General features: G+C 49.7%; 22 protein-coding genes. 6 read left to right on the top strand and 16 right to left on the bottom strand.

Annotated elements, in window-relative coordinates; all coding sequences use genetic code 11:
- Positions 1-11: 11 nt before the first annotated feature.
- The 4 genes from IE074_RS03265 to alr all read right to left on the bottom strand — a co-directional run bounded on the left by IE074_RS03265 (position 12) and on the right by alr (position 4,161).
- The gene (locus IE074_RS03265; RefSeq protein ID WP_189384024.1) at positions 12-785 is read right to left on the bottom strand and encodes a sulfite exporter TauE/SafE family protein; all 774 of its coding nucleotides are present in this window, start codon (positions 783-785) and stop codon (positions 12-14) included.
- A gap of 21 nt (positions 786-806) precedes the next feature.
- The gene (radA, locus tag IE074_RS03270; RefSeq protein WP_189384025.1) at positions 807-2,168 is read right to left on the bottom strand and encodes a DNA repair protein RadA; all 1,362 of its coding nucleotides are present in this window, start codon (positions 2,166-2,168) and stop codon (positions 807-809) included.
- A gap of 80 nt (positions 2,169-2,248) precedes the next feature.
- Positions 2,249-2,956, bottom strand: a complete 708-nt coding sequence (locus IE074_RS03275) for an SDR family oxidoreductase (RefSeq protein ID WP_189384026.1) — start codon at positions 2,954-2,956, stop codon at positions 2,249-2,251.
- Positions 2,957-3,012: 56 nt separating this feature from the next.
- Positions 3,013-4,161, bottom strand: coding sequence for an alanine racemase (gene alr / locus IE074_RS03280; protein WP_189384027.1), 1,149 nt, complete (start codon positions 4,159-4,161; stop codon positions 3,013-3,015).
- A 99-nt stretch (positions 4,162-4,260) separates the two neighbouring features.
- On the opposite strand from alr, the gene hpnC reads away from it, so the two are divergent.
- Genes hpnC through hpnE form a run of 3 tightly spaced genes read left to right on the top strand, consistent with a single transcriptional unit; the run spans position 4,261 to position 7,313 of the window.
- The gene (gene hpnC / locus IE074_RS03285; RefSeq protein ID WP_189384028.1) at positions 4,261-5,097 is read left to right on the top strand and encodes a squalene synthase HpnC; all 837 of its coding nucleotides are present in this window, start codon (positions 4,261-4,263) and stop codon (positions 5,095-5,097) included.
- Between the two features lie 4 nt (positions 5,098-5,101).
- Positions 5,102-5,974 carry a presqualene diphosphate synthase HpnD gene (gene hpnD / locus IE074_RS03290; RefSeq protein ID WP_189384029.1) on the top strand — a complete coding sequence of 291 codons (873 nt, stop codon included), beginning with the start codon at positions 5,102-5,104 and terminating at the stop codon, positions 5,972-5,974.
- Complete coding sequence (gene hpnE, locus IE074_RS03295; RefSeq protein WP_189384030.1) at positions 5,961-7,313, top strand: hydroxysqualene dehydroxylase HpnE; 1,353 nt, start codon at positions 5,961-5,963, stop codon at positions 7,311-7,313. The genes hpnD and hpnE overlap by 14 nt, the downstream gene beginning before the upstream one ends.
- Here hpnE and IE074_RS03300 read toward each other — a convergent pair.
- From IE074_RS03300 to alaC, 6 genes are all read right to left on the bottom strand, one after another.
- Positions 7,303-7,752, bottom strand: a complete 450-nt coding sequence (locus tag IE074_RS03300; RefSeq protein WP_189384031.1) for an RrF2 family transcriptional regulator — start codon at positions 7,750-7,752, stop codon at positions 7,303-7,305. The genes hpnE and IE074_RS03300 overlap by 11 nt on opposite strands.
- Positions 7,749-8,993, bottom strand: coding sequence for an NnrS family protein (locus IE074_RS03305; RefSeq protein ID WP_189384032.1), 1,245 nt, complete (start codon positions 8,991-8,993; stop codon positions 7,749-7,751). The genes IE074_RS03300 and IE074_RS03305 overlap by 4 nt, the downstream gene beginning before the upstream one ends.
- A 101-nt stretch (positions 8,994-9,094) precedes the next feature.
- Positions 9,095-9,478, bottom strand: coding sequence for a fluoride efflux transporter CrcB (crcB, locus tag IE074_RS03310; protein ID WP_189384033.1), 384 nt, complete (start codon positions 9,476-9,478; stop codon positions 9,095-9,097).
- A 110-nt stretch (positions 9,479-9,588) separates the two neighbouring features.
- Positions 9,589-10,998 carry a threonine synthase gene (gene thrC / locus IE074_RS03315; RefSeq protein WP_189384034.1) on the bottom strand — a complete coding sequence of 470 codons (1,410 nt, stop codon included), beginning with the start codon at positions 10,996-10,998 and terminating at the stop codon, positions 9,589-9,591.
- On the bottom strand, positions 10,995-12,305 hold the full coding sequence (locus IE074_RS03320) for a homoserine dehydrogenase (RefSeq protein ID WP_189384035.1): 1,311 nt from the start codon (positions 12,303-12,305) through the stop codon (positions 10,995-10,997). Before IE074_RS03320 ends, thrC begins: the two co-directional genes overlap by 4 nt.
- A complete protein-coding gene (gene alaC / locus IE074_RS03325) occupies positions 12,302-13,489 on the bottom strand; it encodes an alanine transaminase (protein WP_189384036.1) in 1,188 nt (395 codons plus the stop codon). The genes IE074_RS03320 and alaC overlap by 4 nt, the downstream gene beginning before the upstream one ends.
- A 246-nt stretch (positions 13,490-13,735) precedes the next feature.
- Here alaC and IE074_RS03330 point away from each other — a divergent pair, with 246 nt between their 5' ends.
- The 3 genes from IE074_RS03330 to IE074_RS03340 all read left to right on the top strand — a co-directional run bounded on the left by IE074_RS03330 (position 13,736) and on the right by IE074_RS03340 (position 16,437).
- The gene (locus IE074_RS03330) at positions 13,736-14,188 is read left to right on the top strand and encodes an Mth938-like domain-containing protein (RefSeq protein ID WP_189384037.1); all 453 of its coding nucleotides are present in this window, start codon (positions 13,736-13,738) and stop codon (positions 14,186-14,188) included.
- Entirely contained in the window at positions 14,189-14,659 is a 471-nt protein-coding gene (locus tag IE074_RS03335; protein ID WP_189384038.1) for a peroxiredoxin, read from the top strand.
- A gap of 65 nt (positions 14,660-14,724) precedes the next feature.
- Positions 14,725-16,437, top strand: coding sequence for a PhoH family protein (locus tag IE074_RS03340; RefSeq protein ID WP_189384039.1), 1,713 nt, complete (start codon positions 14,725-14,727; stop codon positions 16,435-16,437).
- Between the two features lie 164 nt (positions 16,438-16,601).
- Here IE074_RS03340 and IE074_RS03345 read toward each other — a convergent pair whose 3' ends face one another.
- From IE074_RS03345 to folE2, 6 genes are all read right to left on the bottom strand, one after another.
- Complete coding sequence (locus IE074_RS03345; RefSeq protein ID WP_189384040.1) at positions 16,602-17,993, bottom strand: replicative DNA helicase; 1,392 nt, start codon at positions 17,991-17,993, stop codon at positions 16,602-16,604.
- Positions 17,994-18,161: 168 nt separating this feature from the next.
- Complete coding sequence (gene rplI, locus IE074_RS03350; RefSeq protein WP_189384041.1) at positions 18,162-18,617, bottom strand: 50S ribosomal protein L9; 456 nt, start codon at positions 18,615-18,617, stop codon at positions 18,162-18,164.
- 16 nt (positions 18,618-18,633) lie between these two features.
- Positions 18,634-18,909: a 30S ribosomal protein S18 gene (gene rpsR, locus IE074_RS03355; RefSeq protein WP_189384042.1), complete on the bottom strand. Its 276-nt coding sequence runs from the start codon at positions 18,907-18,909 to the stop codon at positions 18,634-18,636.
- A gap of 77 nt (positions 18,910-18,986) precedes the next feature.
- Positions 18,987-19,310 (bottom strand): primosomal replication protein N, encoded by a 324-nt coding sequence (gene priB, locus IE074_RS03360; protein ID WP_189384043.1) that lies wholly within the window; start codon positions 19,308-19,310, stop codon positions 18,987-18,989.
- 17 nt (positions 19,311-19,327) lie between these two features.
- Positions 19,328-19,708: a 30S ribosomal protein S6 gene (rpsF, locus tag IE074_RS03365; RefSeq protein WP_189384044.1), complete on the bottom strand. Its 381-nt coding sequence runs from the start codon at positions 19,706-19,708 to the stop codon at positions 19,328-19,330.
- A 248-nt stretch (positions 19,709-19,956) separates the two neighbouring features.
- Positions 19,957-20,754 carry a GTP cyclohydrolase FolE2 gene (gene folE2, locus IE074_RS03370; RefSeq protein WP_189384045.1) on the bottom strand — a complete coding sequence of 266 codons (798 nt, stop codon included), beginning with the start codon at positions 20,752-20,754 and terminating at the stop codon, positions 19,957-19,959.
- Between the last annotated feature and the right edge of the window lie 10 nt (positions 20,755-20,764).

Consider the following 20,764-nt stretch of genomic DNA (forward strand, 5'->3'; position numbering starts at 1 on the left):
TTCCCAATCGTTTATTTTGTCATTAACAATGCCACGGTTAAAAAAAGCACCAGTGAAAAAATTCTTTTCAGGTGCACTTCGGGAAGGCGATACGCCAGCTTTACCCCGTACCTCACCACGAACATGCCACCGATGGCCATGCTTAACCCTATTATCCAGTTGGTATTGCCACCCCAGGCATAGGTACCCAGTGCCACACAACTGCCTGGCACAATCATGGCCAACGCCATACCCTGTGCAGTCGTTTGCCTGAAACCATAATACATGGTCATGACAGGCACAATAATCAAAGAGCCTCCCACACCAAAAATACCACCAATCAGACCCGAACCCAGCCCCAGCCAGACAGAGGTGGAAAGTTTCAGTTTTGTGGCTGCCCCTGCCTGGGAGGCAGACTGTTTTTTAATTTTCCCGGGAAGGGTCTGCCACAAATACAGCAAGGCAATCAGGGCCAGAAAAATGGCAAATAAACGACGCAACAGGACAGGATCAATATCCTGGGCCATGATTGCTGCCAAATTGGTCGCGACCATATTCACCACCACGGCAGTACCCACGCTTTTAAAATCAATTCTGTTGCTCTGGTTATAACTTCTGACCGATAACAGCACATTACTCACAATCATGACCAACGCGGTTCCCTGGGCCAGTTGCTGGGGCATATCAAACAGGAGCACCAGCATGGGAATGGCAATCAGCCCTCCCCCGATACCCACCATGGCCCCTACAAAACCAATGCTGGCCCCCAACAGCAAATACAAGGGAATACCCGACAACCAATCCACCCATGACTCCTTTTTCTGATTTTATTTTATAAACTGCAACACTTCATCAAGACGGGAAACAGGCCAGATTTCCAGCCCTTCGATTGCCTGCCTGGGTGCATTATGTTTGGGTATCAGCGCAATACTGAAGCCCAACTTGGCGGCCTCCTTGAGGCGTTCCTGCCCGCGGGTGGCAGGGCGAATCTCACCAGCCAGCCCCACTTCACCAAAAACCAGCAAGCCTTGTGGCAAAGGCTTGTTCCTGAGTGAGGAAATAATCGCCAGCAATACGGCCAGGTCAGATGCCGTTTCGGTAATTCTTACCCCACCCACCGCATTGACAAAAACGTCCTGGTCAAACGTGGCCACCTGGGCATGCCGGTTAAGCACGGCCAACAACATGGCCAGCCTGCCACCATCCAGCCCCAACGACAAACGACGCGGATTGGGAACATGGGCGGTATCCACCAGCGCCTGTATTTCCACCAGCAAGGGCCGGCTGCCTTCCTGGGTGGCCATCACGCACGTGCCGGGCACATTGGCAGCATGCTGGGAAAGGAAAAGGGCCGAAGGATTATTGACGCCTTTGAGCCCTTTATCGGTCATGGCGAATACACCCAGTTCGTTAACGGCACCAAACCGGTTCTTGAAAGCCCTAATCAGCCGATAAGAAGAATGATGTTCACCCTCAAAATACAAAACCGTATCAACGATGTGTTCCAAGACCCGGGGACCTGCCAGCGTACCATCTTTGGTCACGTGTCCGATCATGACAATGGAGACGCCGGTTTGCTTGGCCAGACGGGTAAGCTGTGCGGCACATTCACGCACCTGCGATACCGAACCGGGCGCAGCGCTTAACGCCCCTGAAAACAAGGTTTGAATGGAGTCAATCACGGCCACCTGGGGCTTTTCTTCCTGCAGGGCCCGTTGAATGGTTTCAAGCTGGATTTCCGCCAGCAACTTGACATTGCTGGCATCAAGATCCAGCCGTTGCGCCCTTAAAGCGACCTGTTCTGCAGACTCTTCACCGGTTACATACAGCACGGGAACGGCCTGAGACAACATGGCCAGCGCCTGCAACAAGAGCGTGGATTTGCCAATCCCGGGATCTCCGCCAATAAGGACCACCGACCCCGGCACCAGGCCACCACCCAGAACCCTGTCAAACTCTGCCAGACCAGTAGGTTGCCGGGGAGTTTCCCGCACCTCAATGTCAGACAGCATCCGTACCGGCGCCGATGAAGCCAGGTGTGAAAACCGGTTGGCTCCCGCTGCAGGCACGGGCTGTTCCATGGTTTCCTGCAAGGTATTCCAGGCACCACAGTGCGTACACTTGCCCTGCCATTTATTGCTGATTCCACCGCATTCCTGGCAGACATACACTGTTTTTGCTTTTGCCATGAGCTTGGCCTTTTCCTTTTATGATTTACATTACCGCTTGTTTGAAACAGGCAAGCCTTTGCAACGGCCAGTCTTTGCCGTTACAGGCTTTTTCCTCCATCAATTTGCAGCACCTGTCCAGTAATAAAAGCGGCATCATGAGACAGCAAAAACTGCACTGCCGCCGCAATTTCTTCAGGGCGAGCCAATCGTTTAAGCGGAATATCGGCCAGCAACTGCTTTTCTTTTTCGCTACCCACCGGATAACTTTCACGTAAAAGCTGCGTTTCTACCGGACCGGGTGAAATGGCATTGACCGTAATACCATAATCGGCCAATTCCAGCGCCCAGGTTTTGGTACAGGCCACCAGGGCCGATTTGGCCGCCGAATAACTGGTTTTTCCCGCTGAGCCATGACTGGCAATACTGGCAATATTGATAATCCGTCCTTCCTGCCGTTGCTTCATCACATCAGAAAAAGCCTGAACCACCTGAATCGCCGAACGGACATTAAGATCATAAACCTGGTAAAACGAAGCCAATGAGATCTCCCCCAGGATTTCAGGCAACACAACACCCACATTATTGACAATGGCATCAACAGGGTATTTTTCACGGATCATGCGCAAGACGTCTTCGGTCTGGCCGGCGTCATTCAAATCACATTGATACAAAAAACCCGGAAAATCTATTTCATCCACATGACGGGCCAAACCAATGACATGGGCACCCGCATCACTCAGGCGTCTTGAAATGGCCCAGCCAATACCTTTGGTTGCCCCAGTTACCAGGACACATTTATTCTTCATCCGGTTTTCCTTATATATTTACATTCCGGTCTATTTTACATAGATTCGGGTGCATTCTATTCTTCAAGATCAACCGGTACCCGTTTTGCCAGTGCACACATGAGCTCATAGGAAATGGTGCCTGCATGGCTGGCCACCTCATCAATGTGCGGGCCATTGTGTCCCCATAAATTTACCCAGTCACCTTCCCGCGCATCGGGAACGGGATCAAGGTCTACCGTTAGCATATCCATGGATACACGGCCGATAATTCTTGTCCGGACCCCATTGACCACTACTGGTGTACCCGTTGGAGCATGCCTTGGATAGCCATCGGCATAGCCACACGCCACCACACCCACACGGGTATTTTGAGTGGCCGTAAAGGTAGCGCCATAGCCAACCGACTCACCCTTTTCCACGTGTTGCACCGAAAGCAGTTTTGCCTTTAAAGACATGGCCGGGCGCAAGCCGAATGCCGTTGCGGTTTCTGTGGGTGTATCAAAAGGAGACGCACCATAAAGGCAAATACCTGGTCTGACCCAGTTTTCCCGTTCATTGAAGGCAAGAGAGGGATACCGCAACGTAGCGGCTGAATTGCACATGCTAAGCGCGCCGGGCAAACCTTCAATGGCCTGCATCATGAGGCGTGCGGGTTCATCGATGGCCCCCGGCTGGCCATCGGCACTTGAAAAATGCGACATAAAACCAATCTTGCCAACCCTGCCCTGCTTTTGCAAGACCAGCAAATCCTGGAAGCGGGCAGCACAATCAGCAGGACGGAATCCCAAGCGGTTCATGCCCGTATTGAGCTTGAGAAAAACATCAAATGGCTTGCCGGCCGGCATTTTCTCAAGCATTTTTATTTGCGCGATATGATGAATACTGGTCGTGATATGGTTTTCCTGCAAATACGGCAAATCAGCCTGTTCAAAAAAACCTTCAAGCATTAATATTTTTTTGTCCCAACCCTTTTCGCGGCAACGAATGGCATCGTTCAAATCAATAAGCGCCAGCCCGTCGGCCTGCCCAAACCCCTTAATGCCATTTTCAAGCCCGTGCCCATATGCATTTGCCTTGATAACAGCCCAAATGAAAGGCGACCCGAACGACTTCCCGGTTGTTTCCTGACAGTCCTGACGGGCCAATTGCAGATGATTGCGAACCACCTGCAAATTATGTGACAGTGCCGGCAAAGATATTGTTGCGCGGATTGGACGAGGCATTTGCGTTACTCCAGTTTAAAAATACAGCACCCAGCCCTAAATTATAATCACTCCTGGCGCTTATAATCCCCACGATGCAATTATTTTACGAGTCCCTGCATGTCTGTTGAACATTATGAAAACTTTCCGGTTGCCTCTGTCCTTATCCCGGCAGCGTTAAGACCCGCCATTCATGCGGTTTATGCTTTTGCCCGCAGTGCCGATGATATTGCCGATGAGGGTGATTTGAATCTGGCGGCGCGACTGGAAAAACTTCAAGCCTACAGGACCGCGTTACGAAAAATACAACAACAACCCGCCGGCCCTGATGATTTTGGCTCACCCGAGTTAAATAGCGTGTTTATTCCCCTCGCAACCATTATCCGTCAATATCATTTACCCATGTCCGCCTTCAAGGACTTACTCACTGCCTTCGAATCGGATGTCCGTTTCACGCCATTTGCCAATCAGGAAGCGTTACTTGAGTACTGCCGGTTTTCTGCCAATCCCGTAGGGCTGTTAATGCTGCATATTTACCAGGCTGTCAGCGAAGAAAATATTGTCTTTTCCGATCAAATCTGCACTGCCCTGCAACTGGTCAATTTCTGGCAGGATATTGCCATTGACCTGAATAAAAACCGGGTTTATTTGCCCCAGGACAGCCTGCATCGGCACAATATCACGGTACAAAACCTGGCATCTGAAAAGATAACCCCTGAGTGGATCGGATTAATGCAGGAACAAATCGAATTTACCCGTACAATGATGCTTGCCGGCGCGCCCCTGACCAAGAACCTGCGTGGACGCCTGGCATGGGAAATGCGCATGATTATTCAGGGTGGATTGCGCATTCTGGAAAAAATTGAAAACGTCAACTATGATGTTTTCAACCAGCGCCCGGTATTGAACAAACCTGATTGGGCCATTATTTCATGGCGTGCTTTAACTCATTCATAACATCATGACACCAGACGAATACTGCCAGGATAAAACCAACAAAAGCGGATCCAGTTTTTATTATTCTTTTCTGTATCTGCAACCTGAACCCAGACGTGCCATTACGGCCATCTATGCCTTCTGCCGGGAAGTTGATGATGTGGTTGATGAGTGTTCAGACCCGTCCTTGGCCCGTGTCAAGCTGGGCTGGTGGCGCAATGAAATCGGCAATCTTTACAAACAAAAACCCGAGCATCCCGTTACCAAGGCCCTGGCACCGCATATTGAGCCTTTCAAGCTGGCCCAGGAACACTTCCTGGCCATTATTGATGGCATGGAAATGGACCTTGACCAAAGCCGCTACCTGGACTGGGCGGGCCTGAAAAAATATTGCTGGCACGCAGCCAGCGCCGTGGGACTGTTATCGGCACGGGTTTTTGGCTTTCATAACCCCCAAACCCTGCAATATGCGGAAAAGCTGGGGCTGGCCTTGCAAATGACCAATATTATCCGTGATATAGGTGATGATGCACGTCGTGGACGTATTTATCTTCCGATTGAAGACTTGCAGGCTTTTAACGTCAAGGCAGCCGACATCCTGAACAGCAATTACAACGACAACTTCAAAAAACTGATGGCCTTTGAAGCCAATCGTGCCTGCCAGCTTTATAAAGAAGCCTTCACCCTGTTGCCGGAAGAAGACCGCCGCGCTCAACGCCCTGGCATTATGATGGCCGCCATTTACCATGCCCTGTTAAAAGAAATTGAGCATGAGCAATGGAACATTCTGGACCAGCGTATCAGTCTGACGCCTATCCGGAAATTTTTTATTGCCTGGAAAATATGGATTAACGGTGGCAGGACATTCACCCGTGACATGCGTAATGCCACCTCTTGATACCCCTGATCAAAAAAGCGTTGCCGTTATCGGTGCAGGTTGGGCGGGCCTGGCTGCCGCCCACACCCTGCAGCAAAAAAACCTCAGGGTCCATGTCTTCGAGCAATCGCACACTTTGGGTGGACGTGCCCGTAAAGTGCATTCCCGTAAACTGGGCAGGACGATTGATAACGGCCAACACCTGCTGATTGGAGCTTATTCAGATACCCTGCGGCTTATGCAAGAACTGGGCCTGGATGAACAGGAAAATTTCTTAAGGCAACCCCTTGATATTTCAACCTTGAATCAGGATTTCAGGCTGCACCTCAAGTCAACCCTGCCTGCGCCCTTTGATTTTCTGCAAGCCCTGCTATGGGCCAAAGGTTTGGCATTTACTGACAAATTCAAGCTGATACGTGCACTGTTAACCCTGAAAAGGCAAAAATGGCGGGTACCCCAAGCACAAACCGTTGGCAACTGGCTAAAACAGGAAAAGCAGACACCCTTTCTTTATCAGGCATTCTGGGAACCACTTTGCATTGCCACCCTGAACACCCATGTCAACAAAGCCTGCATGCAACTGTTTGCCCGTGTGTTGCAACACAGTACCGATGCAGGTAAACAGGCCTCCAACTTCCTGATACCCCGGGTTAACCTGAGTGCCTTATGGGCAGAAAAACTCAGCAAGGCAATCAGGTTTACTTATGGAAAAAGCATCCAGTCCCTTTCAATCACACCCAAGGGTTACCAAATAGATAGTCTTGATTTTGATGCTGTCATCCTGGCAACGCCTGCCGAACAGTGCGCCAAAATCCTGGCCACCCTGCCCAATAGCGAAAACCAGGCCGGCTTCATGCAAGCGCTGCGGCAATTCAGCTTTAATCCAATCATGACAATTACCCTTGAGCTGGAAAAAAACTGGCAATTGCCCTTGCCGCTTTATCTGCTTAAAACAGAACACCCGCAACAAGACCCGGGGCAGTGGCTGTTCATACGCTCCCGCTTCATGGCTGATACTGGCAAAAGCGTCCGTCCCGAAATTGCCATTGTCATCAGTCAGGCCAGTGAATGGCTGGAAAAAGACAAGCCGGAAATTATCCGGCTGGTGATTGGACAGCTTGCCAGACAGGCCCCTGAAAACCTGCCCTTGCCTGCCGTAACCGCCTGGGACATCATTACCGAAAAAAGGGCTACCTTTAGCGCCGAACCGGGCCTGCATCGCTTGCCAAACGCCACTGCCTGGCCTGGTTTATACCTGGCCGGCGACTGGACTGACACAGGCTTTCCCGGCGTGCTGGAAGGCGCCGTCAAAAGCGGACAACTTGCAGCCCGGCTTTTGGCACAAAACCTTACTTCATGAAATTGACGATTTTCTCAAGGGATTCGTCAGAAGGCGGGGTTCCTGACTTGAGGATATCAGCCAGGGAATATTGGGCAAAACAGGCAATAAATGCATCCAGCGCTTCTTGCATAATGCCAGTCAAACCACAATAGGCTCCAATATTGCAGGTATTGTCACTGCTAAAGCACTCCACCAAATGAAAATCCGGCTCAACTGTTTTAATCACTTCAGCCAAACAGATTTCTTCCGGTTTTTTGGCCAGTTTCATACCACCGCCTTTGCCTCTTATTGTTTCAATCCATGCCAACTGGCTAAGCTGGTGAGTGATTTTCATGAGATGCGGCTCTGAAATATGGTAGGCCTTGGCGATTTCCTTAATGGTGCAAAGCCTGTCAGGATGCACGGCCAAATACAAGAGCATCCTGAAAGCGTAATCTGTTCTGACCGTCAACCTCATTTTTTCTCCATAGGTTTGATCAGACCGCCTTTATCAAAAGCCTGGTCGGCACGGGGACGGGTAAGAATAGGTACAAACTGCCAAAGATAGAAACCAAAGGCCAGTATCCAGGCAAGCCCTGCAACATGCAGCAGGGGCTGGGTATAAACAGATGGGTACAGAGCCGCCAAACGGCTGATGGTCGCCACCAGCACCAACACATAACTGCTGACCATTAAGCGGCTTGCCTTTAACGGGTGTCCGGTATGCCCCAAAGCGGTACGGGTTAGCATGCCAATAATCATGATAGAAAACCCGCCCATGCCAATGACGTGAATGTACGCGGCAGGACGAACCATGATGGAAGGACGGATACCGGCAAAATACAAGGCGCCCATTACCAATCCCAGACCCAGGAAGAAATAAGCCAGATACAACACCCAAAGCAGGGGTTCACCCAGGACTTTGGAAGGCTTCCATTGAATAACCTGAACAATGGCAATGATACCGGCAATGCCGATAAACAGCGCCATTACTTTGGGCAAGGCAACAAGCCCAAAGAAAATCGCAATCCCACAGGCAATTAACTGGTACAAACCGGAACGGGTATGCATGGGAATCTGCAAGCCCTGAATTTTACGGGTGGCAAAAAATGGCACCACACGACGGGCAATTAACAGGGCAATCAGCACCATAAACAGAATGCCGACTTCAAAAAAGGACATCAGTACATCCAACTTGCCCTGATAATAGGTAACCAGGAACGCCAGGTCCATAATACCAAGACCCAGCACCGCCCATGGCAAAGCATAATTGCGTTTGCTTTTGGCTTTCAGGATCACCCTGAACAGGCAAATGGCTGACACCAGGTAAAAAGAAAACTCATACAACATGCCAGTGAAAAACATGCTGTCGCCCGGAATCAGGAAAGCAATGCGGGCAATTAGCCAGGTAAGGGCAAGAATGGCCAGCGGAACACCTTTAATCGGATTAGAACCCGTCCAGGTTGCGCTGGCTGTCAGCAAAAAGGCAACCGCAATGGTACCCACAAAGGCCCACAGCATTTCATGGGCATGCCACCACATTCCATTCAAGGTGCCCTGCAAGAATTGTGGCGTATACACCCACAGCAAAATAGAAATTAGCGCCCAGGCTGCACCGGCAATATATAAGGGCCGAAATCCCAACGACAGGAATGCTGTCATCCGGGTTTCAGGTTGTTTGGTTTTGCTGGGCGGGGAGATGGAAATAAGCGTACTCATGTATTAACCCTGTTTGGCTTTATCATTACTTTATAAGATACACATTATATATATCTTATGAGATAAAAGCTATGCCTGCGATAGGGATAAACAATAAATACTTATTTGAATAACCGAACCAGCCACATTCCCACCGCCGTCAATAACAAGGTGCTTGCCAGGCTGATACCCATGTAGGCACCTGCCCATAGAAATTGGCCTTTAAGCAAAAATTGCAGGGTTTCTGCCGAGAAAGTGGAAAAAGTGGTTAATCCGCCAAGGAACCCGGTAACCAGAAGCAGTCGTACCCATAAGGGTATGTGCTCGTTGAGAGAAAAAAAACCAATCAGCATGCCAATAAACAAACCACCCAGACAATTGGCCAGCAAGGTGCCCCATGGCCAGGATTCCTGGTTTAGGGCCAGGCCCAGCAACCAGCGTAAAATAGCGCCAAAGGCAGCACCGGTAGCCACTGCAAGAAAATTACCGGGAGTAAACAGGGTCATGAGAGGCCTGGCTTATTGATGAATGGTCATAGTGAAGGCGCCATATACTGGCAAGCGTGACGTGTAATCCCTATCATGAACAAGGGCACCGAAGTGCCCCTGAACATGACCTACAATATTACGTGTTCCTGTATGTATGAACGAACCTGTTCAACATTGCAGTCCATGACCGTTACTTTCTGCGGCAAGTCGGCCAATCCTTTCAGGTGCTCGGGAACCGGGGCAGGCTGACCAATCGCTTCCTGAATGGTTTCATTAAACTTGGCAGGCAGCGCGGTTTCAAGCACCAGCATGGGGATGCCCGCTTCCTGGTACTGGCGGGCCACTTTTACGGCATCAGCCGTATGCGGATCAATAAGCACACCTTCCTGTTCATAAACCGCTTTAATGGTGTGCAGGCGATCTGCATGAGAACTCTGACCTCCCACAAAACCGAATTTTTCTTCAAACAATGGCTTTAGATCGCTTAAGTCAAATGAGCCATTCCGTTCAAGGGACTCCCACAAGCCCTTGACCTTTCCGGCATCCCGGCCAACAAGATCATAGACAAAGCGCTCAAAATTGGAGGCTTTGGAAATATCCATGGATGGACTGGAAGTGGCAAAGGTTTGCTCGGCAGAACGGGGTTTGTACACACCGGTACGGAAAAACTCTTCCAGGACATTGTTTTCGTTGGTGGCCAGAACCAGGCGACGCACGGGCAAGCCCATGCAACGTGCGATATGCCCCGAAAGGATATTACCGAAGTTACCGGAAGGCACCGCAAAGGAAACCTGCTGGTCGTCATGGCTGGTGGCACGCAGCCAGGCCCAGAAATAATAAACCACCTGCGCTGAAATACGGGCCCAGTTAATGGAATTCACCGCACCAAGATGGTATTTTTCCTTGAACTCGAGGTCTGACGCCAACACCTTGACGATATCCTGACAATCATCAAAAACACCATGCACAGACAGATTATGAATATTTTCATCTTGCAGGGAGTACATTTGCGCGCGCTGGAAATCACTCATGCGACCATAAGGGGACAACATGAAAACCGAGATCCCTTTCTTGCCACGCAAGGCGTATTCAGCCGCAGAGCCGGTGTCACCGGAAGTGGCGCCCAGAATATTAATAGTAGTATTTTTACGCGCCAGGACATATTCAAACACCTGACCCAGAAACTGCATGGCCATATCCTTGAAGGCCAGCGTGGGGCCTTCAGAAAGACCCACCAGCGTAAGTCCATTGCCAAGGGGCTTGAGCGGCACAATGGCTTCGCTGCTAAACACCTGGCTGTTATAAGCCGCATGGGTAAGCCTGGACAAATCCTCTTCAGGGATATCGGTAATAAACAGTTTCAGAACCTGGGTAGCCAGGTCTGCGTAGGAAAGCTTACGCCAGGAAGCCAGCATTTCACGGCTTACCTGGGGCAGACTTTCGGGCATGGCCAGACCACCGTCACGGGCCAGACCCTCTAGCAGAATTTCAGAAAAAGGAAGGGCTGCCATCCCACCACGGGTAGAAACATATCTCATGATAGATTTTCCAGACGGATACGAGTTACAGAAGAATGAACAAAGCCAAGATTTTCAATCATGCGGATGGCATCAACCACATTGCCTTCGCGCGCTTCATGCGTAAGGATAATAATAGCCGCGCTGCCCTCTCCTTTTTGCTCCTGCACCATGGAGTTGATGGAGATGGATTTGTCTGCCAGGATGCGGGTTAGATCAGCCAGCACGCCAGGGCGGTCTTCAACGGTAAACCGCAAATAATAGGAGGTCCTGATTTCGGAGATGGGAAGAATATCAAAATCGGCCAATGCATTGGGCTGGAAAGCCAGATGTGGCACCCGGTTTTCGGGATCGGAGGTATGCATGCGGGTCACATCAACCAGATCCGCCACAACCGCAGATGCGGTTGGCTCGGCACCTGCACCGGCACCATAATAAAGGGTTTCACCAATGGCATCACCCTTGACCAGCACTGCATTCATGGCACCTTCCACATTGGCAATCAATTTGCTGGCAGGCACCAGGGTAGGATGCACGCGCAACTCGATGCCATTGGGACGACGCTTGGCAATACCCAACAGCTTGATGCGATAACCCAGGCGCTCGGCATGGGTAATATCTTCCTGTTTGAGTGCGGTAATGCCTTCTACATAGGCCTTGTCAAACTGAATGCGGATGCCAAATGCCAAAGATGCCAGCAACGTGAGCTTGTGTGCGGCATCGACCCCTTCCACATCAAAGGTAGGGTCGGCTTCGGCGTAACCCAGACGTTGTGCTTCGGACAGGACGGTTTCAAAGGGCAACCCACGCTGGCGCATTTCACTGAGGATGAAATTGGTGGTGCCATTGATAATACCCGCCACCCACTGGATACGGTTGGCGGTCAAGCCCTCACGAATCGCCTTGACGATGGGAACCCCACCCGCCACGGCCGCTTCAAAGGCAACCATGACCCCCTTCTTGCTGGCTGCGGCAAAAATTTCGTTGCCGTGCATGGCCAGTAACGCCTTGTTGGCTGTTACCACGTGCTTGCCATGGGCAATGGCCTGCATGACCAGTTCGCGCGCCAGGGTTTCACCGCCAATCAGCTCTACCACAATATCAATATTGGGATCGCTAACCAGGCCCATCAGATCATCGTCAACCGGCAAAGCTTCGCCAAACACGGCTTTTGCCTTGGACGGTGTACGGGTTGCCACCCGTACGACTTCAATGTCACGACCGGCACGACGGGCAATTTCTTCAGCATTGCGGGTTAACACCGAATAGGTGCCACCGCCCACAACGCCAAAGCCCAGCAGGCCCACCTTAATTGGCTTTAAATTCATTTGAGATACCCGTCCTTCCTGAACATTTCCTTGATACCGCGTATTGCCTGGCGAATGCGCTGTTCATTTTCGATCAGGGCAAAACGAACGTAGTTATCACCATACTCGCCAAAACCGACACCCGGCGAAACCGCCACTTTGGCTTCGGCAAGAACTTTTTTGGAAAACTCCAGTGAGCCCATATGTTTATAGGGCTCAGGGATCTCGGCCCATATATACATGGATGCCTTGGGGATCTCAACCATCCAGCCCGCTTCGTGCAAACCCTTGCATAAAACATCACGACGCTTCTGGTACTGGGCAACCACTTCCCTGACACAGTCCTGGGGACCTTCAAGAGCGGCAATGGCGCCAACCTGGATAGGCGTGAAAGTACCATAATCATGATAACTTTTCATGCGCGCCAGGGCATTGACAATTTCCTCATTACCCACCATGAACCCAATACGCCAGCCAGCCATGTTATAGCTTTTACTCATGGTGAAGAATTCTACCGCCACTTCTTTGGCGCCAGGCACCTGCATAATGGAGGGCGCCACATAACCGTCGAAAGTGATATCGGCATAAGCCAGGTCGTGCACAACAATAATGTCATGTTCCCTGGCCAGTTTTACCACACGCTCAAAGAACGGCAGCTCTACGCATTGCGCGGTTGGATTACTGGGAAAGCCCAGAATCATCATTTTGGGCTTGGGAATGGATTCGCGCACCGCTTTTTCGATTTCCTCGAAAAAGTCGGTTCCGGGTGTCATGGGCACGGAACGGATATTGGCACCGGCAATGACAGCACCATAAATATGGATGGGATAACTGGGATTGGGCACAAGGACAGTATCGCCACGGTCAAGGGTTGCCAGCATTAAATGCGCCAGGCCTTCTTTGGAGCCAATGGTGACAATCGCTTCCTTATCGGGATCAAAAGAAATTTGATAACGATGCAGGTACCAGTCGGTGATGGCCTTGCGCAAACGCGGAATACCCTTGGAAACGGAATAACCATGCGTATTGGGCCGTTCGGCCGCCTCGACCATTTTTTTGACAATATGTTCGGGGGTAGGGCTATCCGGGTTACCCATGGACATGTCAATAATATCTTCGCCACGCCGGCGCGCCGCCATCTTCAGCTCTCCGGTAATATTGAAAATATACGGAGGAAGTCGCTCTATACGTGGAAAATGCCTCATGGCCAACACCTTTTAAACAGAAATAAATAAAACGCAATAAAACCTATTAATCTAGCGCATATAAACTGCATGATCAAATGGTTTTATGCGGTTTCGTAAAAATTTGTATAAAAACATCTTTTTTCCATTTTAATGCAGGAATGGATCGATAATCACATAACAGGCATTCAATTGCCATGATGCCCCTCAAGTCATCACAAACATGAAATATGGATAGAATATGATTAGTACGCATAAGGAGAAAAAGTGCAATTACAGAAAGTTGAACGCTCTGCGTTGAATACCGTTACCCGATATGGTGACAGTCATATTGATGTTAATGATGTCCGCTACGAAAACGCCATCTGTTTCAAGCCCGAAGGCCCGATAACCACCTGGCCTGTCAGGAAAGTCTCGGACATCACCACCCAATTGCTGGAGCTGGCGGCCGGTGTGACTGCCAGGCCGTCCAGTGCCTTGGATTTTCTGGATGATAACGCCCCCTCATCTTACGATAATGCCCCTGATATCCTGCTTATTGGAACCGGCGCCAAACAGGTATTTATTTCCCCTCAAATCCTGGCCCCCTTGTTAAAAGCCAGAATAGGCATTGAGTGTATGGATTCACAGGCCGCTGCACGCACCTATAATGTGTTAATGTCAGAAGGACGCAATGTTGCCGTTGCACTAATGTTAAACGAAGATAAAGGAAATGATTGAATGAGTGATTTACCCGTAGCAGGAGAAAAAGCACCGGCCTTCAAGGCGGAAAGCCATCTGGGGCCCATAGACCTGGATACACTCAAGGGTAAAAATGTTGTCTTGTATTTTTATCCAAAAGACAACACGCCTGGTTGCACCGTAGAGGCACAGGACTTTCGCGACCGATATGAACAGTTCAAGACTCTGAATACGGAGATTATCGGTGTTTCACGCGACTCCCTGAAAACACACACCAATTTCAGTAACAAACATGGATTGCCCTTCCCCCTGATTGCCGATCCTGAAGAGCAATTATGCAACCAGTTTGGCGTCATGAAACTGAAAAACATGTATGGCAAACAAGTCAGGGGAATTGAGCGCAGCACCTTCCTGATCAACAGTCAGGGAATCCTGGTAAAGGAATGGCGTGGCCTGAAAGTTCCCGGCCATGCAGACAAGGTACTTGAAGCCATCAAGGAAATTGTCTAAACACAGTCTAACCCATTGACTGCATGCCAGCGCATGCAGGTAAACCCGGAACAAGAGTATAACGAATGCCACTACCCAAGTTGCCTACGAAACCTGCCGATACAATTGATATTGGCTCTATCGCCACACCGAAAACCAGAACAGCTGCCACGGCAGCCCGTGCACGCCCCAAGGCAAACGTGGCTGACATGCCGGCTGCAGCAACTGCGGTCGCGGCAGACATGGCTCAACCGGCAAAAACCACCCGCCCAACCGCCACAAAAGCAGCCAGTAAAACCGCGGCAAAAAGCGTGGCCGTCAAACAGCCTTCGCCAACAGCCACCAAAACCGCTGCCGTAAAAACAACTCCAACCCCCAAAAAAACGGCCGTCAAAACAGCAACCACTGCCGCCACAGAAACAAAAAAACTGTTTGTACTGGATACCAACGTATTACTGCACGACCCTTCTTCGCTGTTCCGCTTTCAGGAACACGATATTTTCCTGCCCATGATGACACTTGAAGAACTGGACCATCATAAAAAAGGCATGACTGAAGTGGCCCGCAATGCACGGCAAGTCAGCCGCTCTCTGGATGCCCTGGCTGCAGAAACCACCGATATCCTGCATGGCATGTCGCTTAATGCGCTGGGAAATAAAGACGCAACCGGCCTGTTGCTGTTTCAGACTTCAAACATGGAAAGCGATCTGGGGATCAGCCTGCCCACCGGCAAAGCCGACAACATGATTCTGAGTGTCGTGCAAACCCTGCAAAAACAACAGCCCAAGCGACAGGTCATTCTGGTGTCCAAAGACATCAACATGCGCCTGAAGGCCCGTGCCCTTGGCATGGAAGCCGAAGACTACCTGAACGACCACTCGCTTGAGGATTCCGACCTGCTCTATGATGGCATTATGCAATTGCCGGCCAATTTCTGGTCCCGACACGGTAAAGATGTGGAATCCTGGATGCAAGGTGGCATTACCTATTACAAGATCAAAGGGCCCCTGTGCCCCGAATTCATTATCAATGAATTTGTTTATCTTGAAGGCGACACCCCTTTATATGCACAAGTCAAAGAAGTAAGTGGCAAAACCGCAGTATTAGCCACTTTACGCGACTACACACACAAAAAGAATAATGTCTGGGGAGTCACGGCACGCAACCGTGAACAGAACTTTGCCCTCAACCTGCTCATGAATCCCGACTGTGACTTTGTTTCTCTTTTAGGGCAGGCTGGCACTGGCAAAACGCTTCTTGCGCTGGCGTCGGGCCTTACACAGGTACTGGAAACCAAGCGATATAGCGAAATTATCATGACAAGGGTAACCGTTCCTGTGGGTGAGGACATTGGCTTTTTACCCGGCACCGAAGAAGAAAAAATGCAACCCTGGATGGGCGCCCTGGAAGACAACCTGGAGTTCCTGAATTCTGGCATTCACTCAGAGGCCGGAGACTGGGACCGCAGCGCCAGCAAAGAGGTCATCAAGTCACACATTAAGGTTAAATCGCTTAACTTCATGCGTGGACGCACCTTCCTTAACAAATTTCTCATTATTGATGAAGCACAAAACCTGACACCCAAACAAATGAAAACACTTATTACCCGGGCGGGCCCTGGCACCAAAATTGTTTGCCTGGGTAATATTGCTCAAATTGACACCCCTTACTTAACCGAGGGCAGCTCGGGGCTGACCTATGTGGTTGACCGCTTCAAGGGATGGTCACACTCGGGTCATATCACCCTGCAAAAAGGCGAACGCTCACGCCTGGCCGACTACGCCAGCGATGCTTTATAGAAAATAAGGTCGCATGATTTTCCGCGGGCGATCTGTTCATGTCTTATGGCTGAATGGCTTGGCGCCCCGGAGTTCTTATTATTGATGTCTGCAACCTGCCATCTTTCGATCGCAGGTTTTTTGTTAGTACCAGATTTATGCATAAGCCCGCATTGCAGGCAAGGTTAATCTGCGATAAAGCTGTCACCAGAACCCATATAATTAAGGAACTTGGTGCTTTCACCCGCAAAAGTCATTTTCACGGTACCGATGGGGCCATTACGTTGTTTGCCAATAATAATTTCAGCCGTACCCTTGTCCTGGGTTTCCGGATGATAAACCTCGTCACGGTAAATAAACAGAATCAGGTCGGCATCCTGTTCAATCGCCCCTGATTCACGCAGGTCACTCATGATAGGCCGTTTATTGGTGCGCTGCTCAAGACTACGGTTAAGCTGGGACAAAGCAATAACCGGGCAATTCAATTCACGTGCCAAACCCTTTAAGGAACGGCTGATTTCAGAAATTTCAGCCGTCCTGTTTTCATTTTTACCACCACTGCCGCTACCTGACATCAACTGAAGGTAGTCGATGATAATAACACCCAGCTGACCGCATTTACGGGTCAGCCGTCGGGCACGGGCACGAAGATCAATGGGATTCAGACCGGGTGTTTCATCAATGAAAATCTGCGCATTTTGCATGAGCTGCATGGCATGGGTGATTTTGGGCCAGTCATCGTCCAGCAAACGTCCGGTACGCATCCGTTGCTGGTCAAGGCGCCCCACTGAACCCAGCATACGGGCGGCCAGCTGAACCGCACCCATTTCCATGGAAAAAACAGCAACCGGCAAACCCTGGTCGATGGCCACGTGTTCACCAATATTCATGGAAAACGAGGTTTTACCCATGGATGGACGACCCGCAACAATGATAAGATCTCCGGGGTGCATACCCGATGTTTTTCGATCAAGATCCACAAAACCGGTTGGCACACCGGTCACATCCGACACATTGTCCCGGTGCGCCAGTTCATCAATCCGGTCCACCACATCAATCAGCAATTTGCTCATTTCATGGAAATCATTCTCGCTGCGGGTTCCTTCCTGGGCGATCTTGAAAATCCGGGCTTCCGCTTCATCAAGTAACTGACGTGCTTCCTTGCCTTTGGGGTTCAAGGCCTCGGAGGCAATTTCATCGGCAATGCTTACCAGTTTGCGCAACATGGCCCGCTCGCGGACAATTTCCGCGTAGCGTCGAATATTGGCGGCAGAAGGCGTATTTTGCGCCAGGGCATTAAGATAAGCAAGACCACCAATTTCCTCTGCCTTGCCTTCCGTTTCAAGGGATTCGTAAATAGTGACGACGTCTGCCGGCCTGTCCAGATTTATGATTTTACAGACATGACGCCAAATGACACGATGATCATGACGATAGAAATCATCTTCACTCAGGATATCCGAAATATGCTCAAGTGCCGAGTTATCCAATAACAGACCACCCAGGACCGACTGCTCGGCCTCTATGGAGTGAGGGGGCAGGCGAAGTGATTCAATTTGTGGGTCGACTACATTCATGCTGATTAAAATATGGGACGTGTTTAATGAAGCGCGCAAAGCTTACGCGTAAAGAAAGAAGTTGCATAAAACCAGGATAGTTTTATCCGATGCAAGCTGTAAGTATATACGTAAAAAAGCCGGCTATTGCCGGCTTTTACACGTTTGACAGTTTTAAAAAACTGCCTGTTAAGCCATATCGCCTTGAACTGCAACGGTGATGTCGGCATTAACGTCTGCATGCAGGTGAACCTGTACAGGATACTCTCCAACCGCTTTCAGGGCGCCATCTGGCAAACGAACCTGTTGTTTTTCAACTGATTCAAAGCCGGCAGCAACCAGAGCAGCAGCAATATCCATATTGGTAACGGAACCAAACAGGCGGCCGTCTACACCGGCTTTCTGGTTGATAACAACCACATAACCGCTCAGCTTTTCGCTGACAGCCTGTGCTGCAGCCAGTTTTTCAGCCTGGACTTTTTCAAGTTCTGCACGACGTGCTTCAAACTCTTTCAAGGCGGCTTCAGTAGCGCGGCGGGCTTTTTTCTGAGGGATCAGGAAATTGCGTGCGTAACCATCACGAACACGAACAACCTCACCCAGGTTACCCAAATTGCCGATTTTTTCTAGCAAAATAACTTGCATGATTAATAATCCTTAATTATTTGTGGTTGTCAGTGTATGGAAGCAAAGCCAGGAAACGGGCACGCTTGATGGCAGAATCAAGCTGGCGCTGGTAGTTTGCTTTTGTACCTGTTAAACGGGCAGGAATGATCTTGCCTGTTTCCGTGATGAAGTCACGTAATGTATCAACATCTTTGTAATCGACTTCTTCAACACCTGCTGCTGTAAAGCGGCAGAATTTACGACGTTTGAACAATGGATTTTGCTGCGTGAATTTGCTGCGTTTGTCCTTGCCTTTTTTCATGAAAGCCATGATTTTTGCCTTTATTCGTGTGTGAGGCCTGCGCCTCGAATTCATAAAAGAGCTTTATGCCCTGAACTTTAAGTATTTCAGACAGTAGAGTGAACCATTGCAACAGCGTTTGATGGGAACTGAACGCTCTGGATATGCAGAATGACACGTCCGGAATTTTTACGGGCCTGGGCCAGAAAGCCCTTGACACGCACTTCGCTTCCCAATGCAACACCTGACATTACCATGGCGGTTTCCCCTAGTATCCTTGCGTGAATGATCAATTCAATCATGCGCGGATGTGAAGCTTCAATAATTTCCGATTGATGCTGAAGCACAAGATCCAGTGCTGGCAAGCCTGCCGGAGTATGCCGTAAAGGCTTGACTTCAAGTAGCCTGGCCTGCAATTGAACCTGGTTCACAAACAATAACCAGCTGATTACTCTTCGCTATCCTGCTCTGCAGATGACTCGGCAGTTGCTTTACGCGCTTCTTCACGCTCGACAGATTTCATCATGATAGATGCTTCTGTGTGCGCTTTATTGGTTTTGATAACCAGATTGCGTAAAACAGCATCGTTGTAGCGGAAAGAGTGTTCCAGCTCGTCAAGCGTTTCCTGGTTGCACTCGATGTTCATACACACGTAATGGGCTTTAACCAGTTTTTGAATTGGGTATGCCAATTGACGACGACCCCAGTCTTCAAGACGGTGGACAACACCATTGTTGCCTGTTACCAAAGCTTGATAACGTTCGATCATTGCAGGGACCTGTTCACTTTGGTCCGGGTGCACGATAAACACTACTTCGTAGTGACGCATAATAACTCCTTAAGGATATCTTGCCATTAATGACAATGGCAACTGACAGCCCGCCTACGCTTTTGCCACCAAGGCTTAATTCCAAAACACCAAATTAAACCTGCAATAAAAGATAAGTCGAGCAAGAAACCGTCAAATATAACATAATTTTTAAAAACGAACAAAAAATTCTTAAGATTTTGTTTTGTTTTTAGATACTTGGGAGGGCAATTCGTAATATGTCGCAAACTTGCGACATATCACGAGTATCATCCTTCTATCACTGCATAAGCCGAATGATTATGAATGGATTCAAAGTTTTCGGCTTCGATTTTATAACGCCTGAGCTGGGGGATTTTCCTGATATTGGCCGCCACGTCACGAATCAGGTCTTCGACAAACTTGGGGTTATCGTAAGAGTGTTCAGTCACATACTTCTCATCAGGGCGTTTTAACAAGCCCCACAACTCACATGATGCCTGCTTTTCAACGGTTTTGATGACCGATTCCATCGTATACGAACTATCTGCAACCAGCTGTACGGTAATGTGTGAGCGCTGGTTGTGAGCCCCATAAGCGGAAATGGCTTTAGAGCACGGACAAAGGCTCATTACCGGCACAACCACATTAAATTCGAACTCGACCTCATTGCCACGGGCAACCGCAAACCAGGTAACCTGGTAATCCATCAGGCTTTCCACACCTGAAACCGGTGCACTCTTGTTAATAAAGTACGGAAAAGAAACCGTCAGATCACCTTTTTCCGCATGCAGCAAAGGCAGCATCTCGCGAGCCATTTCCTTGAAAAGCTCAATGGTCATGGCTTGTGAGCGGTAACGCTCAAGCAAGGCCACGAAACGGGACATGTGAGTCCCTTTTTCATGTTCTGGCAAAAATACGGTAAGCGTCCATTCAGCAATGGTAGGCTGCACTGAACCATCGGCAGCCTGCACCAGCATGGGGTGTTTTACACGCCTGATTCCTACGCGTTCAATTGGTATATGACGCAAGTCCTGGGAACTTTGCACGTCGGGCATCAACTCGTCCGGGCCAATTATGGAATTCATATATTCAAAA

The sequence above is a fragment of the Advenella faeciporci genome, assembly GCF_014652395.1.
Taxonomy (GTDB): domain Bacteria; phylum Pseudomonadota; class Gammaproteobacteria; order Burkholderiales; family Burkholderiaceae_B; genus Advenella; species Advenella faeciporci.

Coding starts and splice junctions, on each gene's coding strand:
- IE074_RS03335 (WP_189384038.1), top strand. CDS start 14,189: ATGAGTGATTTACCCGTAGCAGGAGAAAAAGCACCGGCCTTCAAGGCG.
- IE074_RS03305 (WP_189384032.1), bottom strand. CDS start 8,993: ATGAGTACGCTTATTTCCATCTCCCCGCCCAGCAAAACCAAACAACCT.
- thrC (WP_189384034.1), bottom strand. CDS start 10,998: ATGAGATATGTTTCTACCCGTGGTGGGATGGCAGCCCTTCCTTTTTCT.
- alr (WP_189384027.1), bottom strand. CDS start 4,161: ATGCCTCGTCCAATCCGCGCAACAATATCTTTGCCGGCACTGTCACAT.
- hpnC (WP_189384028.1), top strand. CDS start 4,261: ATGTCTGTTGAACATTATGAAAACTTTCCGGTTGCCTCTGTCCTTATC.
- IE074_RS03275 (WP_189384026.1), bottom strand. CDS start 2,956: ATGAAGAATAAATGTGTCCTGGTAACTGGGGCAACCAAAGGTATTGGC.
- rpsR (WP_189384042.1), bottom strand. CDS start 18,909: ATGGCTTTCATGAAAAAAGGCAAGGACAAACGCAGCAAATTCACGCAG.
- crcB (WP_189384033.1), bottom strand. CDS start 9,478: ATGACCCTGTTTACTCCCGGTAATTTTCTTGCAGTGGCTACCGGTGCT.
- IE074_RS03300 (WP_189384031.1), bottom strand. CDS start 7,752: ATGAGGTTGACGGTCAGAACAGATTACGCTTTCAGGATGCTCTTGTAT.
- IE074_RS03320 (WP_189384035.1), bottom strand. CDS start 12,305: ATGAATTTAAAGCCAATTAAGGTGGGCCTGCTGGGCTTTGGCGTTGTG.
- rpsF (WP_189384044.1), bottom strand. CDS start 19,708: ATGCGTCACTACGAAGTAGTGTTTATCGTGCACCCGGACCAAAGTGAA.
- hpnD (WP_189384029.1), top strand. CDS start 5,102: ATGACACCAGACGAATACTGCCAGGATAAAACCAACAAAAGCGGATCC.
- IE074_RS03345 (WP_189384040.1), bottom strand. CDS start 17,993: ATGAATGTAGTCGACCCACAAATTGAATCACTTCGCCTGCCCCCTCAC.
- rplI (WP_189384041.1), bottom strand. CDS start 18,617: ATGCAAGTTATTTTGCTAGAAAAAATCGGCAATTTGGGTAACCTGGGT.
- hpnE (WP_189384030.1), top strand. CDS start 5,961: ATGCCACCTCTTGATACCCCTGATCAAAAAAGCGTTGCCGTTATCGGT.
- alaC (WP_189384036.1), bottom strand. CDS start 13,489: ATGAGGCATTTTCCACGTATAGAGCGACTTCCTCCGTATATTTTCAAT.
- IE074_RS03340 (WP_189384039.1), top strand. CDS start 14,725: ATGCCACTACCCAAGTTGCCTACGAAACCTGCCGATACAATTGATATT.
- folE2 (WP_189384045.1), bottom strand. CDS start 20,754: ATGAATTCCATAATTGGCCCGGACGAGTTGATGCCCGACGTGCAAAGT.
- radA (WP_189384025.1), bottom strand. CDS start 2,168: ATGGCAAAAGCAAAAACAGTGTATGTCTGCCAGGAATGCGGTGGAATC.